This window comes from Paenibacillus sp. FSL H3-0333 (assembly GCF_038002805.1).
Taxonomy (GTDB): domain Bacteria; phylum Bacillota; class Bacilli; order Paenibacillales; family Paenibacillaceae; genus Paenibacillus_AQ; species Paenibacillus_AQ silagei.
The window spans coordinates 3,160,409-3,176,799 of the sequence record NZ_JBBODG010000001.1 but is presented as its reverse complement, the minus strand read 5'-3'; the positions used below and the strand labels follow the sequence as shown (position 1 = coordinate 3,176,799).

Annotated in this window: 13 protein-coding genes and 1 riboswitch; of the genes, 2 read left to right on the top strand and 11 right to left on the bottom strand. The window is 54.7% G+C overall.

Annotation, left to right across the window (positions count from 1 at the left end; all coding sequences use genetic code 11):
- Positions 1-42: 42 nt before the first annotated feature.
- The 5 genes from MHH78_RS13845 to MHH78_RS13825 form a co-directional block, all read right to left on the bottom strand.
- A complete protein-coding gene (locus tag MHH78_RS13845; protein WP_036727386.1) occupies positions 43-474 on the bottom strand; it encodes a peptidylprolyl isomerase in 432 nt (143 codons plus the stop codon).
- 127 nt (positions 475-601) lie between these two features.
- Entirely contained in the window at positions 602-1,936 is a 1,335-nt protein-coding gene (gene lysA / locus MHH78_RS13840; RefSeq protein WP_341167745.1) for a diaminopimelate decarboxylase, read from the bottom strand.
- A 192-nt stretch (positions 1,937-2,128) separates the two neighbouring features.
- Positions 2,129-3,892 (bottom strand): spore germination protein, encoded by a 1,764-nt coding sequence (locus tag MHH78_RS13835; protein WP_445668094.1) that lies wholly within the window; start codon positions 3,890-3,892, stop codon positions 2,129-2,131.
- Between the two features lie 859 nt (positions 3,893-4,751).
- Positions 4,752-5,177 (bottom strand): stage V sporulation protein AB, encoded by a 426-nt coding sequence (locus MHH78_RS13830; protein WP_339249408.1) that lies wholly within the window; start codon positions 5,175-5,177, stop codon positions 4,752-4,754.
- Entirely contained in the window at positions 5,174-5,839 is a 666-nt protein-coding gene (locus MHH78_RS13825) for a stage V sporulation protein AA (RefSeq protein ID WP_341167744.1), read from the bottom strand. The genes MHH78_RS13830 and MHH78_RS13825 overlap by 4 nt, the downstream gene beginning before the upstream one ends.
- 187 nt (positions 5,840-6,026) lie before the next feature.
- Here MHH78_RS13825 and MHH78_RS13820 point away from each other — a divergent pair, with 187 nt between their 5' ends.
- Positions 6,027-7,184, top strand: coding sequence for a hypothetical protein (locus tag MHH78_RS13820; RefSeq protein WP_341167743.1), 1,158 nt, complete (start codon positions 6,027-6,029; stop codon positions 7,182-7,184).
- A 146-nt stretch (positions 7,185-7,330) separates the two neighbouring features.
- Here MHH78_RS13820 and MHH78_RS13815 read toward each other — a convergent pair whose 3' ends face one another.
- Positions 7,331-8,293, bottom strand: a complete 963-nt coding sequence (locus MHH78_RS13815; protein ID WP_341167742.1) for a DMT family transporter — start codon at positions 8,291-8,293, stop codon at positions 7,331-7,333.
- 127 nt (positions 8,294-8,420) lie between these two features.
- A riboswitch (FMN riboswitch) is annotated at positions 8,421-8,568 on the bottom strand.
- 233 nt (positions 8,569-8,801) lie between these two features.
- Here MHH78_RS13815 and MHH78_RS13810 point away from each other — a divergent pair.
- The gene (locus tag MHH78_RS13810; protein WP_341167741.1) at positions 8,802-9,980 is read left to right on the top strand and encodes a PstS family phosphate ABC transporter substrate-binding protein; all 1,179 of its coding nucleotides are present in this window, start codon (positions 8,802-8,804) and stop codon (positions 9,978-9,980) included.
- 426 nt (positions 9,981-10,406) lie between these two features.
- On the opposite strand, the gene MHH78_RS13805 is transcribed toward MHH78_RS13810, so the two are convergent.
- The 5 genes from MHH78_RS13805 to MHH78_RS13785 form a co-directional block, all read right to left on the bottom strand.
- Positions 10,407-11,639 (bottom strand): IS110 family transposase, encoded by a 1,233-nt coding sequence (locus MHH78_RS13805; RefSeq protein WP_341167740.1) that lies wholly within the window; start codon positions 11,637-11,639, stop codon positions 10,407-10,409.
- A gap of 397 nt (positions 11,640-12,036) precedes the next feature.
- Positions 12,037-13,518 carry a carboxylesterase/lipase family protein gene (locus MHH78_RS13800; RefSeq protein WP_341167739.1) on the bottom strand — a complete coding sequence of 494 codons (1,482 nt, stop codon included), beginning with the start codon at positions 13,516-13,518 and terminating at the stop codon, positions 12,037-12,039.
- Between the two features lie 20 nt (positions 13,519-13,538).
- Positions 13,539-14,696 carry an AI-2E family transporter gene (locus MHH78_RS13795; RefSeq protein ID WP_076084247.1) on the bottom strand — a complete coding sequence of 386 codons (1,158 nt, stop codon included), beginning with the start codon at positions 14,694-14,696 and terminating at the stop codon, positions 13,539-13,541.
- 101 nt (positions 14,697-14,797) lie between these two features.
- Complete coding sequence (locus tag MHH78_RS13790; RefSeq protein ID WP_341139779.1) at positions 14,798-15,529, bottom strand: SDR family NAD(P)-dependent oxidoreductase; 732 nt, start codon at positions 15,527-15,529, stop codon at positions 14,798-14,800.
- A gap of 42 nt (positions 15,530-15,571) precedes the next feature.
- On the bottom strand, positions 15,572-16,384 hold the full coding sequence (locus tag MHH78_RS13785) for a GNAT family N-acetyltransferase (protein WP_341167738.1): 813 nt from the start codon (positions 16,382-16,384) through the stop codon (positions 15,572-15,574).
- Positions 16,385-16,391: the final 7 nt, after the last annotated feature.

The following is a 16,391-nucleotide window of genomic DNA, read 5'->3' as shown; positions in this document are numbered from 1 at the left end:
AAGAGGAGAACCTCCCCCTATAGCGTCAATGGAGTACTTGTATTAAGCTTCTACAATTTCAACGGTCGTCATCTTGTCGCGGCCTTTGAAAGCGTCAACCAGATCCATGCCTTCAACCACTTTACCGAATACTGTGTGTACTCCGTCAAGGTGCGGCTGTGGAGCGTAAGCGATATAGAACTGGCTTCCGCCTGTGTTCTTGCCGGCATGGGCCATAGCCAGGGAGCCGCGCTCGTGCTTGTTCGGGTTGATCTCGCAGTTGATGGTGTAGCCAGGACCGCCGGTGCCTGTTCCGTTCGGGCAGCCGCCTTGTGCTACGAAGCCTGGAATCACGCGGTGGAACAACAGTCCGTTGTAGAAGCCGTCTTTTGCCAGCTTCTCAAAGTTTGCTACTGTATTAGGCGCATCCTGATCGAACAAGTCGATCAGCACGACGCCGCCGTTTTCGAGTGTAATTTTCGCTTGCTTAGCCATATGTAAATGACCCCTTTCGAAATGACAGATGTAGAACACGTTTATTAGTTTACTATGAAACGGAGCACAAAGCAAAGCAAGCGGGAAGTCTTCCCGCCTGCCGCTATAGCACAACCCTATAGTCTTCTTATTTCGTAACGGCTTGTTTGGCAATCCGTGCAGGCACAATATCATTGGCAACAATGTCCTGATGGGACTCGCGGCGTACAACCAGATCGCTCTGCCCGTTATACACGAACACCACCGCCGGACGGCGGATACGGTTGTAGTTGCTGGCCATGGAGTAATTGTAGGCACCTGTGCAGGCCACAGCCAGCAAATCACCGCTCTCCACCTTAGGCAGCTCAACGTCCCAGATCAGCATATCGCCGCTCTCGCAGCATTTGCCGGCGATGGATACCTTCTCCACGTTAGGCTCAGTCGCACGGCTTGCCAGCAGCGCTTCGTACTTGGATTCATACAGAGCCGGACGCGGATTATCTGTCATGCCGCCGTCAACAGCTACATATTTGCGCACTCCCGGAATTTCCTTGCTGGTTCCAACCGTGTACAGAGTCGTTCCGGCATCCCCTACGATACTGCGGCCCGGCTCTACCCAGATCTGCGGCAGCGAATCGTTAATGCCGGCGAAGTGGGTCTTCACTGCATCTGTGATGGCTGCGACATATTCGGACACCTGCAGCGGCGTATCGCCGTCCACATAACGGATTCCAAAGCCTCCACCCAGGTTGACTACAGGGAAGGAGATTCCCAGCTCTTCCTTGACGGTACGGGTGAAATCGGCAATACGTTCAACGGCAAGCTGGAAGCCCTCGGTCTCAAAAATCTGCGACCCGATATGCGAATGCACGCCGAGCAGGTTCAGATTAGCCAGGCTGTCAGCCAGACTGACCGCTTCACGGGCCGAGCCGTTGCCGATATCAAAGCCGAATTTGGAGTCGGTCTGTCCTGTCGATGCGTAGGCATGATGGGCATGGGCTTCCACTCCAGGCGTAACGCGCAGCAGAATATTAACCGTCACTTCTCTGCGGGCGGCAATGGACTGAAGCAGACGGAGCTCCACCAGATTATCGGCGACAAAGCAGCCAATCCCTGCATCGATCGCCATCTCAATCTCATCCGGTGTCTTATTATTGCCGTGGAAATGAATGCGTTCCGCCGGGAAACCGGCTTGCAGCGCAGTATACAGCTCTCCATCGGAGACCACATCCAGCGACAGACCTTCCTCATCCGCAAGCCGGCACATCGCCATTGTCGAGAATGCCTTGCTGGCATAAGCCACCTGGAACCCGAGGCCGGAAGCTGTGAACGCCTCCATATACTCGCGGCAGCGGCGGCGGACCAATTGCTCGTCCACTATATATAGCGGTGTCCCATACTCCGCCTTCAATTCGGTTACATCACATCCGCCGATCTCCAAATGCCCTGCATCATTGATTCGGCTCGTCCCGTGTAAAAACATTGCGCAGTCCTCCAATTTCTGTGGAATTATCCGTTCCACCCTGTCTAGTATATGATTTGGGGCCCCGATGCGTTCCTGAAACAGATGCTCAGAATACAGATACGGCTTATTGCGGGGCTGTTCAGTATATTCAGTATAACAGACAGAGGGAACACCATTGAATGGACTTTTTTGCAGTTGATTTGTATTTTCCTACGACTTGCGCGGGGCATCCTTATGCTCAGGCATCCGGGTGCTATCTCTTGTTTTGTTGAAGGATGGCCTTGTTTTGGAGCTGAGCACCGGCTGACGCAGGAGGATCTCCGCCATGGCTTTTGCATTAAATGGTATAAACGGCCACATGTAAGGAGAGTTATACGAACGGTGCGTGGTCAGCAGCACCACCAGCAGCGTCGTCCCGATCATGAAGCCGGGGATGCCGTAAGCAGCCACCGCCAGCAGCAGCGCAAGCCGGACAATCCGGTTGGCCAGTCCCAGCTCGTAGCTCGGCGTTGCAAACATCCCGATAGAGGCCACCGCCATATAGAGCACCACTTCATTGACAAACAGCCCGGTCTGTACGGCGATATCACCCACCAGAATGGCAGCGATCAGCCCCATCGCGGAGCCGAGCGGCGTCGGTGTATGCACCGCAGCCATCCGCAGCAGGTCTACCCCCAGCTCAACGATCAGGAACTGGGCAATGAGCGGGAGATTGGCTGATTTTTGTGGACCGATGAAATCAAGCATGCCGGGCTTCAGCTCCGGATGGAGAACCATCAGCATCCACAGCGGAAGCAGGAACATCGATGCAAAGATCCCGATGAAGCGGACCCAGCGGAGATAGGTTCCCATAAAAGGCGTCTGGCGGTTCTCTTCCGCATGCTGGCACAGATCAAAAAACGTCGTCGGCAGCACCATGACACTCGGGGAAGTATCGACAAACACAACCACCCGGCCCTCCAGCAGATGGGAAGCGACAATATCCGGCCGTTCCGAATAACGGACCAGCGGATAGGGGTTCCAGCCGCCGCCGACAATCGCTTCCTCCAGCTGCTTGTCCGCCAGGGGAATGCCGTCGAGATTGACGCTTTTCAGCTTGTCCGTAACGGCCTGCACCTGGGTCTTATCCACGATATCATCGATGTAAGCTAAGCAGACATCTGTCCGGGTCCGCCGTCCAATCTGATGCATCTCCAGCTTCAGCCCAGGGTCGCGGATACGTCTTCTAACCAGAGCCACGTTGCTTAGCAGCGTCTCTGTGAAGCCGTCCCGCGATCCGCGGACCACCCGCTCAATCGACGGCTCATCCGGGCTGCGGGAAGGATACGAACGGGTATCCATGATGATAACCTGCGATTCCCCTTCAATGAAGAACGCGCTCATGCCGGCTAACACTTTGTTGATGCTCTCGCTGAACAGCTCGCCTTTCTCCACCTGAACATGGGGAATATATTCACTCATGAAGCTGGCGAGGACATCTGTCGATACATTTTCGGGGGTCAGATACGTCAGGCGCTTCAGAATTTCATCGATAATCGTATCCTTGGCGAAGCCGCTGATGCAGAGCAGCGCCGCACTTTTCCCGCCGAAGGACATTTCCCTGAACACAATATCGAAGGAGGAGCCCAGCCCAAGTACCTCGGTCAGTGTATTCTTCGCATCCGCCAGGGATTGCGGGATCTTGTCGTTGCCTTGCCAATACGTAATCGACTGCTCCAGAGAGTCAGAGCGTTCATTGTCACGTTTTTGCTGCAGAGGGTCATTGGACTTGCTTGCAGAATCCGCTCCCTGACCGGCTTTGGACTTCTTAGGGGCGGACTGCTTGGGGGCAGACTGCTTCGGCTGCTGGGGCTGACCAGCTTCCTGACCGTCCTCCTGATCCTCAGGCTCTTCATCATCTCCAAATAATCTGGCAAAAAAGCCTTTATGGCTCTTATCCTGCGTCTGAGCCCCCAACTCGTCCGAGGTTTCCATATCCTGTGACTGGCCTCTGCCGTCTTCATGGGTTCCCTGTCCCGCTCCGGAATCCGCAGCTGAATGATCCGTTCCTGAATGATCTGTCCCTGCCTGCGCAGCTCCGGTCAGCCCGGGTGTACCCGCACCTTCGGAATCTGCTGATTCCGGGCCTGCAAAACCGGCGGAGGCAGATTCTTCTGCACATTGTGTTCCCTGCTGCGAATCGTCTGCTGCCTGGTCTCTCGTACCGGATTCCGCAGATGATTCCTCCGGCCCGGCATCGTCGCCGAACAGACTGCTGAAAAACCCTTTGATTCCTCCGCCGGACGATTCCTGACTGTCTCCGTTCTCGGATGCGGGATCATCCCCGGGACTGGCCTCATCATCTGTAGCCGCAGCATCTTTCCCACCGACAGCCCCGCCATCTCCAGATGCAGCGTTCTTACCGCTGCTATCCTCACCTTCTCCAGCCGCAGCACTCTGACCGCCGCCAGCTTCTCCATGACTCGCCGCCCGGGCCGCTTCATTCCCGTCTCCGCCACTATCTGGCGGAGCATCCAGGCCCGACGGGCTCTCCTGCCCGCCTTCAATCGGGCGCTTCACCGCGCCCAGCTCCGCTGACGCCTCCAGCTCCTGTCCTCTGTCGCACTGGGATGCAGCCGGTTGCTCTTCCTGCTCCGGCGGCTTCTGCCCCGTCACCGCCCCCAGCTCCGCCGACGCCTCCAGCTCCTGACCCTTGCCGCTCTGGGACGCAGCCGGTTGCTCTGCTTGCTCCGGCGCCTTTTTCTCCGGCGATTTCTGCTGCGCAGACCGGTCTTTCTTTTTATCCGTCTCTACCCGATCACCGCTGTGAATATACTTCACTCCCTAGCCCCCTTTACTGTTGATAGACAAACCAGTCGAACAATGACCCTGCCACCTTGCCGCATACCATCGCCATCAAGAGACCAAGCAGCAGATGGGTCATATGCAGACGTTTGGCCAGGATCGGCAGGACATTCAGCACCTCGGTCAGAGCCGCCGCCAGCATGCCGATGAATATGCCGTTGAACAGGCCGACCCCCAGCTCGATCAGCGGGCCGGCCGCCATTTTCCAGTTCCAGAAGTCGCTTACCGTTCCCAATAGGGAACCGCCGACCATCGCTCCCTCATACCAGTGAACCTTGTCATAGGAGGAGGTAAGCTGCGCCAGACGGGGGATGATGTCCAGCACTACGAATAATGCAATCACTCCTCCGCCCACCGCGATTCCCCCGGCAATTCCGAGCAGCAGATGAAGTCCGAGCGACAGCGGTGCGGTCATGTGCCCCCCTCCCGTCTGCCGGGTGCTTCGTCACTGCGGCGTTTCATTTTGCGGTACTCCTCGTTGATTACATATTGATCGATATTCTTCTGATACAGAAACATTTCCACCTCAAGAGGGGTAGGCTCCTCGTTCCATTTCTTTTTGAACAAATGATTGAAAAAAATCACCATCCCAAATCCGATGCCCAGCGAATAGGCGATCTGAAACAGATAAGGATGCTCGTCCCTGCGTCCCGTCAGCATCTCCACAATCCGGATCTGTACCTCCAGCATGCTGACATCGGCATGGAAATTCATAATCGTCAGCGCCGAGCCGAAGAACAGCAGCAGCCAGACCAGCACGAACAGGGCTATAGAAGGTTTAGCAGCCGTAGACGGACCTTCAATCTGTACAATGGTGCGGCCTTCGCCAATCGGCTGAATCTCCGCATCGGGGTACACATCCTGAATCCGGGGAATGACGGTCAGCAGATCAATCAGGATCAGATTGCCGTCACTCTCCTTCGGCTGAAGCACAAGCAGTGCATAGAGCGGCTCCCGCCACTGCGGATCAGTGATCAGATAAGCGACATCGCGCAGCAGCACCCCCTTGCCCTTGGGCACCGTCACCCGGTTCTTAAGCTGGATATATATGCATGTAGCCGGGGAATCAGTGTTCATCTGCGGGCCTCCTTAAGCTCAGGTGTGATGCGGTCCTACGGCAAGAATAAGGGTAGTATGGGAAAAAAGGCTTATTTTTACTCTTCTCCTCCGCAATTCATCGTGATGAAGCAGGACCACCGAAACTTTTCCTGCCTCAGGGCCGTCTATAGTTACAGTTATTTACACAGAAGGGATGGAAGTTCATATGAGAAAAGCATTGCACCACTCCTTACGGATGGTTCTCTCTGCATCGATGCTTCTGGCATTCGCTGCGCCACTCACAGCACATGCAGCCGAGAAGATCGAGGTATACGATTCCTATACCAGCAAGAGCAGCAACGTCCAGCTATATTCGGTGAGTCAATTGGACGGGAACCAGTTCATCAATGCTGTCATTGCCCGGCAGCCGGATGGGACCTATAGTAAATGGCCGGAGGCTTTTCCACATTTCCGGAAGAGTGACAGCGGGAATTTGCAATTGACGGGGATGGATGATCCGGAGCAAGCCTATGTCTACGATACGCAGAGCCAGTCCATTATGCGCAAAAGCGAATACGCCCTATCCCCTGACGGCCGCTGGGGTGTACTGGAGCGTTCCCGTTACGAACGTCAGCCGGAGGGCTATATCGCAAAATTCAACGATCAGTATCTGAGAAACACAGCAACCGGCAAAGTCTCCGTCTATTATTCTACTCAGCGGTACTACAATGCCCGGTGGATTAACCAGCATACGCTGCTTGAGAGCGGATATAATGAGGCTGCCAAGCAGAATGTGATCAGTACGTACGATCCGTCCACCGGGAAGCGGCAGGAGCTGCTGAGGGGGACCTTGAACAACTCGAACTTATCGAAGGGACTGCTGCAATATGTCAAAAACGAGCCCAAACGCCTCCCATGGATCTACAATCTGAAGGACGGATCGTCACGGCTGGTCAAGGATGCCCGCGAGCTTGAAGCCTTGTTCCCTGCTGCTCCATCTTCAAGACCGGAAGTCACATTCCCTAAGGGGATGCTGCTGAAAGAGCTGCCTGTCACGGAGATGCCGATCACCTTAGCCTATGAACACAACCTGAATCTGGACGGAAAAAGTGTGGATGTATCCACCATATTCACTAAGGGCGGACAAGAGTGGATACCGGTGAAGCCGCTTGCAGCGGCCCTCGGCTGGAAGATCGAAGTCATGAACATTAGCGCAACCGGCGACCCTTCTGCGGCTTATATCTATAAAATCACAAACGGCAGCAATCACGCGGTTCTTACGCCTGTGAACAGCTTCAATTCGGCAAGCAGGCTGTATATCGCACCAGCGCAGCTTAAGGAGCTTGGGTACAAGAGCATCAAGATCACTCCATATGTGAAATAAAATCACTCCAGCGGCGGCAACCTTGCCCCAAGTCTGCCTATACAACAAAGAGGATGTTCCCGGACGGCGCGGCCGTGTAGGAACATCCTCTTTGTATGTTGCGCTGGGTCCTGGGGTCTGTCCCCTCAGACTGTAGCGCTATGAAGTTAATTCTGTTTGGCCGGCTGCAGCTGATCCCTCTGCTGACTGGAGATGAAGAACAGTGCCGTCCAGATCAGCGCGAAGCCGACAATCTGCGGCAGGGTTACAAGCTGATGATAGACTACCCAGTTAATTAGAATACCTGTCATCGGGAAGCTGAGTTCGGCCAGGGTTGCTACCGAAGCTTTGGTCGTATTCAGTCCCTTGTAGTAGAGCAGCATGCTGAGCAGTCCTGGCAGCAGCGCCTGCAGCAGCAGGTTAACGGCAACTGCCGCCGAGCCGCTGACTCCGCCGCTCATCTGCCACGGGGCGCCTTCCATACTTGTAATTACGAACAGCAACGGGAGCGCCAGCATGAAGCGCAGTGAGGTTACCGTCTCATATTTCATTGAGCCCAGCAGATAACGCCCCATGACTGTAGAGCCGCCCCACAAAGCCGCAGCGCCCAGCGCCATCAGGCTTCCTACGCCCATGAAGCTGTTCACATGGCCGAAGGGAATCGTCCAGCCGAAGGTCAGCAGGTACGTCCCAGCCAGCGCAACAATTAGCAGCGGTGCGAAATTGCGCGGCAGGCGTTCTTTTAGAATAACAGCGGCAAGACCAATGGCGAACAAGGGCTGAAGCTTCTGGAGCAGCAGCACGGCATTGAAGTCTCCGCTGGATAAGGCCTTGGTGAACAGAATGGTCGCTACGGCTGAGCCGCCCCACGATACCACGAGCAGCGCTGCGGCCTGGCGCAGACGTACACCCTTCAGCTCTGCGCGATTGCGCCACATTACCGGAGCGGCAACCAGGAAGAGCACAACATGCTCAAGCAGTACAATCTGGGACGAAGTCAGGGATTTCAGCAGGATAATGCGGAACAGCGGGTCAACTCCCCATAAGGCCGCCCCCAGAACCACCAGCCAGAATCCGCTGCGCACCGGTGCGGTACGCACGCCTTGGGATGAAGCAGATACATTACTCATCTTTCATTCTCCTTGTCGATACAAACCCTCGATAGAGACCAAAAACCCCCGTGAGTCCTGAGAACAGGACAAACATCGGGGGCGTTATCAATAAAGACATACGGAATAGACCCGCCTGCCTTTATCTTATGATCCTCTCCCATCCGGACTTTACCGTCGGCTCTGGATTGTCACCAGATCAGTCGCTTCCTCTTGTGATAGAGTAACGAGTCGCGGGCTTAGTTCTCACGAACATCACCGCCGGTCAGGAATTTCACCTTACCCCGAGAATCTTGTATTCTGTTATTATTTTCACAATCCCAGAATACCTCTGATTCTTCATTTCGTCCAGCTTTTTATGAAAATAATCATTATATTTCATTCAATAATCATCAAAACAATCATTCTGCCAAGCAAATCTGCGTACCGTATCCAGGTTCTGGTTCGTTTGGCAGAAACGGCGGCTTGCGATACACTATAGTATGAGCATTAATCATACCCATTATAGAGATTTTATTTGGAGGTCATCATGAAAAGAAGCTTTCCGACCAATCTGCTGTATTCCATCCTAGCTCTGGCCGGCCTTGCAATCATCGGCTTCATGGCTTATGTTGTCGCCGCTTTTACAGGAGGGATGCTCTTCTATGGTCCGCTGGCCCTCGTCGTCGCTTCAGGGCTGGCTGTACTCTCCGTGTTCAGCATCTTTGGCCTGTTCAGCAGGAAGGTACGGCGGATGATCCTGGCCGCTTTTGCCGGAATCTGTGTGCTGACAGCCGCAGGCCATGAGATCAGGCAATCGTATGTGAACAGCCTTGCGGAAGTGAGGGAGCCTGAAGTGGACTTGTACCAATATGCCCCATTTGAGGCGAATACCAAAGTTGCCTCTCTTGAGCATAAGGCGTCCTATCAGCTTACGGAGCAAATGCCCCGTCTGGATGGTGCAACCGCGCTGTATCCGCTGTATTCTGCTTTTGTCCAGGCGGTGTATCCGCAAGATACCTATAACTCCAGCATTGAGCTGACCGGAAATGATCTCGTCCTGTGCACCAGCACTTCCGAGGCTTACAAGCGGTTGATCGCCGGAAACGCTGATATTATCTTCGCTGCGGCACCTTCGCTGGCCCAGACAAAGCAGGCGAAGCTGGCAGGCCGTGAACTGAAGCTCACCCCGATCGGGCGCGAAGCGTTCGTCTTCTTCGTCAACAAGCGCAATCCGGTGGACAGCTTAACGATAGAGCAGATTAAGGACATCTATTCCGGCACCGTCACGAACTGGTCGGAGGTTGGCGGCAAGAAGGCGTCTATCCGTGCTTTTCAGCGTGCAGAGAACAGCGGCAGCCAGACCAAGCTGCAAAAAATCATGGAGGACCGCCAGCTGATGGCTCCCCCGAAGGAGAATGTCGCGGATGTGATGAGCGGGATTATCAGCCTGACCGCCAGCTACCGCAACTTCAATAACGCGCTCGGCTTCAGCTTCCTGTTCTACGCCTCACAGATGAATGCCAGCGATGAGATTAAGCTGCTGGCCATCGATCAGGTGCCACCCTCCAAGGAGACCATCCGCAGCGGCGAATACCCGCTCGCCGTGGAATTCTATGCCATAACGGCCGGCAGCACCAACCCGAACATCGAACCGTTCCTGGACTGGATTCTGTCCGCCGAAGGGCAGGAGCTGGTTGAGAAGACCGGATATACGCCAGTTAAATAAGCAGAGGCACCAGCATCCTTTACCGGGGAAGGATGCTGGTGCCTGCGCTTGCCCATTGTAATCGGTTTTTCGATTACATTTGGTCCACACGCCCCGCGCCTGCCCATTGTAATCGGTTTTTCGATTACATTTGGTCCACGCACCAAGCGCCGGCCCATTGTAATCGGTTTTTCGATTACATTTGGCTCACGCGCCCCGCGCCTGCCCATTGTAATCGGTTTTTCGATTACAATTGGCTCACGCACCCCGCGCCTGCCCATTGTAATCGGTTTTTCGATTACATTTGGTCCACGCGCCCCGCGCCTGCCCATTGTAATCGGTTTAATACGAAAATAAAAGTACCGGAAAATGCGCCGCAGAACGGATTTTGACAAAAAAAGACCCACCGCCCCAAAAAAACGTTTCGTTTTTTTGAAAAAGGGAAGACTATGGGATAGGATTCAATTGAACACTATATCCTAACTGCTGGATATATTTCACGTACCTATCTAACGTGTTTTTCTTGGACGTCTCATCGCCTAGTGAGACGTCTATTTCTTGGTAGGACCTCTTCTCCCGCATCAGGGCATGGAGGATTCGAATCAGCAAATGCGCGGTGGCGACGTTTGCTTTTTTATCGCCCCGTCTCTTACGAATTCGTCGAAAGAATTGGCCGATCCGGTTCGAGGAGCGAGAGTTTGCCCAAGCCGCCTGACACAAGGCCCCTTTCAGATGCTTGTTCCCTTGCATCGTTTTTGACTTTCTTCGCTTTCCCGCGCTTTCGTTGTTCCCTGGACACACCCCCGCCCATGAAGCAAACTGCGCATCACTCGGAAACATTTCCGCGACATGCGGCCCCACTTCGGCAAAGATGGTCACGGCAGACGTCCGCTCAATCCCTGGAATGGAGTCAATTTGTTCAATCTTCTCCAGGTACGGTTCTGCCTTCGCCTCGATTCGAGCTTCCAGTTCCGTGATCCTTTTCTCCAAATAGACCAAGTGGTCCCAGTGGTCTCGAATCATCTCGCGATGATGACGGCGCAACTTGCCATTGAGCGCGTCTAGCAACTGCGGAACTTTCTTTTTTAAACGGGTTTTGACCAGGTTCTTAACGGTCCCTTCGTCGATGACCTCGCCGTCCATGATCTTCTGGAGCAGGCCCCGTCCTGAAACCCCATATAGATCGGACATAAAGGTGGTTAGCTTGATGTTAGCATCCTGCAGGATTTTGTGGATGCGGTTCTTCTCCGCCGTCACCGCCTGCACCATCTTACTCCGATAACGGGTCAAGTCTCGCAAATCCCGGATGTCTTGTTCTGGCACCATACTGCCTTCAATGAGCCCGCAACGGTGCAATTGCGCTAACCAGCGCGCATCTTGCATGTCACTTTTTCGACCCGGCATATTCTTTACCCGCTGGGCGTTGGCCAAGACCAGATCACAACTGCCCTCTAAGATGTTCCATACCGGTTTCCATAACACGCCGGTGCTCTCCATCACCACCTCCCGGCAGCCGTGTTCACTCAGCCAATCTTGCAGGCCTAGTAATTCTTTGGTTGTCGTCCCAAAGGTTTTCAGGTGACATTGTGGTTTCTGTTCGATCGGTCCTTTCAACACGCAGGCCACAACGGTTTCCTGGTGCACGTCTAGACCCGCGCAACACATACGTACAGCATCCATTCCAACCATCCTCCATCGTCAGTTTACAAATCATGCGCTCGAGTGAGTGTAATTTAATACACGTACTTTTGGGGCTACAATAGGCGATGCTCGAAAAGCGCAATAGAACGGTTTTTCGCACGGGGTGTATCCCAGTAACCGTTTCCGCCCTTTGATTTGTATATGTAGTGTTGACGACTACAGCCTCTTTTAGAATGGATGCGACGGATGCCACCCACTTATTTTCATTCCTGGGGGTGACAAGGCCTCTGTCTTGTCATGCCTGTTTTTCGATTACATTTGGTCCACGCGCCCCGCGCCTGCCCATTGTGTCCGGATTTCCACTTACATTCCGGCCCGCACACAGACAGCAGCCCTCCCGGAGGTCTTCCTCCGGCGAGGGCTGCTGTCTGTAAACTTATCCCTTATAATACTCAAAAATCCGTCTGCGCTTCTCCCCGTCCGGGTCGTTCACCACGCCCGAGGATTGGTCAAATATCATGGTTGCCCACGTCTGCGGTGTGTACTGCGGCCAATCCAGTCCCGGCGCTGCCGGATCTCCACCATGGGCGAAGGCTGTCCAGGCGGTCTGCATTGCCTCCGCCACTGCCTCCATGTCCGGCGTCACGTTCAGGCCGTACTGCTTCAGCAGCGGGAGATTGTTGAAGACATATAGAATCTCCGCTCCGTGAATGGCCTTCTCCAGCAGCGGATGCCCGGGCACCGTCCAGTCGAAACGGTACATCCAGACGGGGGCATGTCCCTGCTGCTTCTCCGCGAACGAAATCGAGCTGGCCCAGAAGAACAGGTCGGTCAGCACCTCCGCCTGTCCTTCCCAGGTATGGCTGTAATCCGAGGTCAGCTCGGAGAGGTCGTCCACTCCCATCAGCTGCTCCAGCGCTTTGAGCGATTGCTCGAAGTTATCGGCCTTCTGCCCCTCGCGGAAGAACAGATTGCCTTCGTGCAGATTCGTTCCGATCACCACGGGAATGCCGCTGGCGGCTCCCGCCGCAATGGCCTGTACCGGTTCAACCGGCAGGGTTCCCGGCTCAACGACCGGCTGGAAGAACATATTCATCGAGTCTCCAGACAGCTTGTACGCCATCCGGGCTGCGGCTTCCATAATCTCTCCGGCCGGGAGCTTATGTAACAGCTGTGTATCGCTGCCGGGCTGAAGGCCCAGCTCGGCTAGCAATGCGGCGGCAATCTGCACGCCCTGCTCCCCATTCAGCGTCTGCGCCGCCCCGCTCTCCATAATGGCCTGGGCGAACAGTCCCTTCGCCGCAGGCATCACCAGCAGCGCGGCAATGCTCATGCTTCCTGCCGATTCACCGAAGACCGTGACCCGCGCCGGATCACCGCCGAATGCAGCGATATTCTGCTGCACCCATTCCAGGGCAGCAATCTGATCCAGGAGGCCCAGGTTGCTGCCCAGCCCTCCGCCCAGCGGAGACAGATGCAGGAACCCGAGCGGACCCAGCCGGTAATTCACGGTAACCACCACGACATTCCCGGAGACAGCCAGTTTGCTGCCCTCGAACATCGGCTGGCTGCCTGCGCCGGTAACGAAGGTGCCGCCGTGAATCCACACCATCACCGGCAGCGATTCTGTCTCCTCAGCTACCGCCGGGGACCAGACATTCAGATACAGACAATCTTCATCGTAGACCGGGGTGGTACCACCGAACCGCGTCCCGCTGGTGCTGACCGGCTGCAGGCTGACCGGTCCGAACTTGATGGCCTCCCGTACGCCACTCCAGGACTCCGGCGGCTGCGGTGCCAGGAAGCGCAGCTCTCCGAGCGGCGGAGCAGCGAACGGGATGCCGCGCCACACGTTCACGCCGTTTCCCGCTTCTCCCTTCAGTTGCCCATAAGCTGTATTCACCAGTTGTCCTGACATTGCACTCATTCCTTTTCGCTTTATTCCTCAGTCTTTTCTTCAATGACTCTGTAGAGCCCGGAGCGGAAGCGGAACCACTGGAAGATATGGGTCATTACCACTTTAAGCACGGCGTAGCCCGGAACCGCCAGTATGATACCGAGTACACCGAACATTTTTCCGGCAAAAATAATCACAAAAATAATCGTAATCGGGTGAATCCTAAGCGATTTCCCCATAATCTGCGGCGAGATGAACTTCCCTTCGATCAGTTGAACTGCGGTCCAGACAATGACCATCTTCAGCAGCATGAACGGTGAGGTAACCATCGCCACGATCAGCGCAGGGGTAATCGCAATGGCCGGCCCCAGATAAGGAACTACAGCCGTACAAGCGGCAACGATTGCCAGAACCAGCGAATACTCCAGCCCGATAATCAGGTACCCGATATAGAGCAGTGCTCCGATGCAACAGCTGACAATAATCTGGCCGCGGATATATGATGCGATCTGATTGTTCATTTCCTGCATCACCATCCGGGACTGCGGCCGCAGTGCGGTAGGGATGAGTCTCATAAGATAGTCGGGCAATCTTTTGCCGTCGCGCAGGAGATAGAAGAGAATGAAGGGTGTAGTCACTACAGCCAGCACAATTTCGGTCAGGGTTCCAACGAAGCTGCCTACGCCGCTGACAGCATTATTCAGGAAGGTTGTGGCCCAAGTCGTCACCTTGCTGGTGATATCACTAAGGTCCGTGCCTACGCTCGACTGAATCTTATTGAACAGTTCACTGCCGGTAAGCTGGACGAATTCCTCCTGAATCTGCTCACTGTAGACGGGGAAGTTGTCAATCAGGCCCATAAGCTGGGTGCGGATGATCGGGATGACCATAAGCAGCACCAGAGTAATGATCCCCATGATGATCAGATATAGAATGACAATACCATACGCCCGCTTCACCCGGCTTCTCTTCTCCAGACGGTCCACCAGCGGATTCAACAGATAATAGGCGATCCCTGAGAGCAGCAGCGGCGCTGCCACCGTATGCAGAAGCACAGACAGAGGCTTGAATACAAACGGAATCTTTGAGAATACGAGTATCGTTAAGCCCACCAGCAGCGCAATCAGCAGACCCACCACAAACTTGTTGTTCAGAAAAAACTTCTTGAATTTATCCGGCCATACCTGCCGTCTATCCATATCCTGCCGCCCCCTAGCTGCAACTCTTACCTGTTAAGTGTGATTATTTGCACTATGTATAAGCATAGTAACCCTGTGGCTGCAAGTCAAATCAGGGACAATCAACGCAAATAGCAGCCATTGTTAATATCAAAGGTGGCTCCTGTATAAGCTCTGGCTCTGCTGCTCAGCATAAAAATCACCGTATCGGCAACATCCTCCGCCAGCAGCGGTTCAGGATTTAACTGGTGTTCCCGGTATTCCTGCTGCCTCCAGGCGGGGATATGTCCCATCATCGGGGTGTCCGCCATGGTCGGAGCCACTGCATTCACGCGGATCAAAGGGGCAAAATTCATTGCGCAGCTCTTGGTCAAGCCAAGAATAGCAGCCTTAGTTAGACCGTATACTGCATCGGAGCTGCCTTCCTGGCCGGAGACTGATGACATGTTGACGATGACGCCCTTTTGCTTCTGCTCCAGCAGCATGCGTCCGAAGGCCTGGGAGAAGTAGACATACCCTTTGATATTGATATCCATCACCCGGTTGATCTCCTCCGGTGTATACTCCAGCAGGCTGCGGCCCAGATAGATCCCTGCATTGTTGACCAGCCCGCTCACATCGGCATGCTCTTGCTGAAGGGCTGAGAAGAAGTGCTCCACCCCGCTGTAATCGGCGACATCCAGCCGGTAGGTGTAGAGCTTATCCGAAGCGGCTTCGTGCTTCAACTCCTCCAGACGGGGACCATCCAGATCACAACCAATGACCTCAGCTCCCGCCTCCAGACTATGTCTGACAATGGCCTTACCAATACCTGAAGCAGCACCGGTCACTATTATTTTCATTCCTTGCAGCATCCTTTGACATTCCTCCTTGTAATAGACTTAATAATTACAACCTTACTGAAAGCGCAAATCAACAATGCTTCCGGTCCGCTTGAAGCCCACCGACTGATAGACCTTATTGGAATCGGGATTCGCCGCATCGGCGTAGAGCATGGGCGTCACGCCCTGTGTGCTGAGCAGCTCAGCACACAGGGCAGCTACAGCCGCACTCGCATACCCGTGCTTGCGGAACTCACGCGGAGTGAACACTTCATTAATCCGCGCTTGCCTGGCAGACTGATGGGCCAGATTAACCATGGACACCGGCTGTTCCCGGTCGATCCATAGACGGAGCTTGCCCGACTCCGTAACCGCTGCGGCATAGTCCAGATGATCCTCCGGTGCACTCTCCGTACCGAAGCAATCCTGCACGAATCCGGCTAAATACCCGGCGATAAGCGGAATATCACCTGGCCCCGCCTGCTGCAGCTTGCCGCTAACACCATGCGGCAGCTGCACCTCCGGGCAGTGATAGGCCTCCATCATCATCCGTACGTGGTGAGACTTACCGGTAAGTTTGCTGTACGCATCGGCGAACAGCTTCCCCGTCTCCGGCGTTCCGTTAACCCCCGGCAATTCGCGGTCCTCCAGCATTTCCGCCAGCTCCCGGACAAGGGAACGGCGCCTTTCTTCAGCCAGCTCCGGTGATAACCACAACCACGAGTTACGCCCGGCGGCATGGGCGAAGATGAGATCATTCTCCTCTGTCCTGAGCCGCAGGGCTTCCCCGTTCTCCACAATCAGATGGATGAGATTATATTCCACCTCTTCCTGCATGAACAGCCCTGTGTGCAGCACATCATCCCCCGGCCCAAAGCTTACGAACATCCCGCTT

Excerpts from the sequence above, each read along its gene's own strand:
- MHH78_RS13845 (WP_036727386.1), bottom strand. The coding sequence starts at position 474 with ATGGCTAAGCAAGCGAAAATTACACTCGAAAACGGCGGCGTCGTGCTG.
- lysA (WP_341167745.1), bottom strand. The coding sequence starts at position 1,936 with ATGTTTTTACACGGGACGAGCCGAATCAATGATGCAGGGCATTTGGAG.
- MHH78_RS13835 (WP_445668094.1), bottom strand. The coding sequence starts at position 3,892 with ATGGAAACCTCGGACGAGTTGGGGGCTCAGACGCAGGATAAGAGCCAT.
- MHH78_RS13830 (WP_339249408.1), bottom strand. The coding sequence starts at position 5,177 with ATGACCGCACCGCTGTCGCTCGGACTTCATCTGCTGCTCGGAATTGCC.
- MHH78_RS13825 (WP_341167744.1), bottom strand. The coding sequence starts at position 5,839 with ATGAACACTGATTCCCCGGCTACATGCATATATATCCAGCTTAAGAAC.
- MHH78_RS13820 (WP_341167743.1), top strand. The coding sequence starts at position 6,027 with ATGAGAAAAGCATTGCACCACTCCTTACGGATGGTTCTCTCTGCATCG.
- MHH78_RS13815 (WP_341167742.1), bottom strand. The coding sequence starts at position 8,293 with ATGAGTAATGTATCTGCTTCATCCCAAGGCGTGCGTACCGCACCGGTG.
- MHH78_RS13810 (WP_341167741.1), top strand. The coding sequence starts at position 8,802 with ATGAAAAGAAGCTTTCCGACCAATCTGCTGTATTCCATCCTAGCTCTG.
- MHH78_RS13805 (WP_341167740.1), bottom strand. The coding sequence starts at position 11,639 with ATGGATGCTGTACGTATGTGTTGCGCGGGTCTAGACGTGCACCAGGAA.
- MHH78_RS13800 (WP_341167739.1), bottom strand. The coding sequence starts at position 13,518 with ATGTCAGGACAACTGGTGAATACAGCTTATGGGCAACTGAAGGGAGAA.
- MHH78_RS13795 (WP_076084247.1), bottom strand. The coding sequence starts at position 14,696 with ATGGATAGACGGCAGGTATGGCCGGATAAATTCAAGAAGTTTTTTCTG.
- MHH78_RS13790 (WP_341139779.1), bottom strand. The coding sequence starts at position 15,529 with ATGCTGCAAGGAATGAAAATAATAGTGACCGGTGCTGCTTCAGGTATT.
- MHH78_RS13785 (WP_341167738.1), bottom strand. The coding sequence starts at position 16,384 with ATGTTCGTAAGCTTTGGGCCGGGGGATGATGTGCTGCACACAGGGCTG.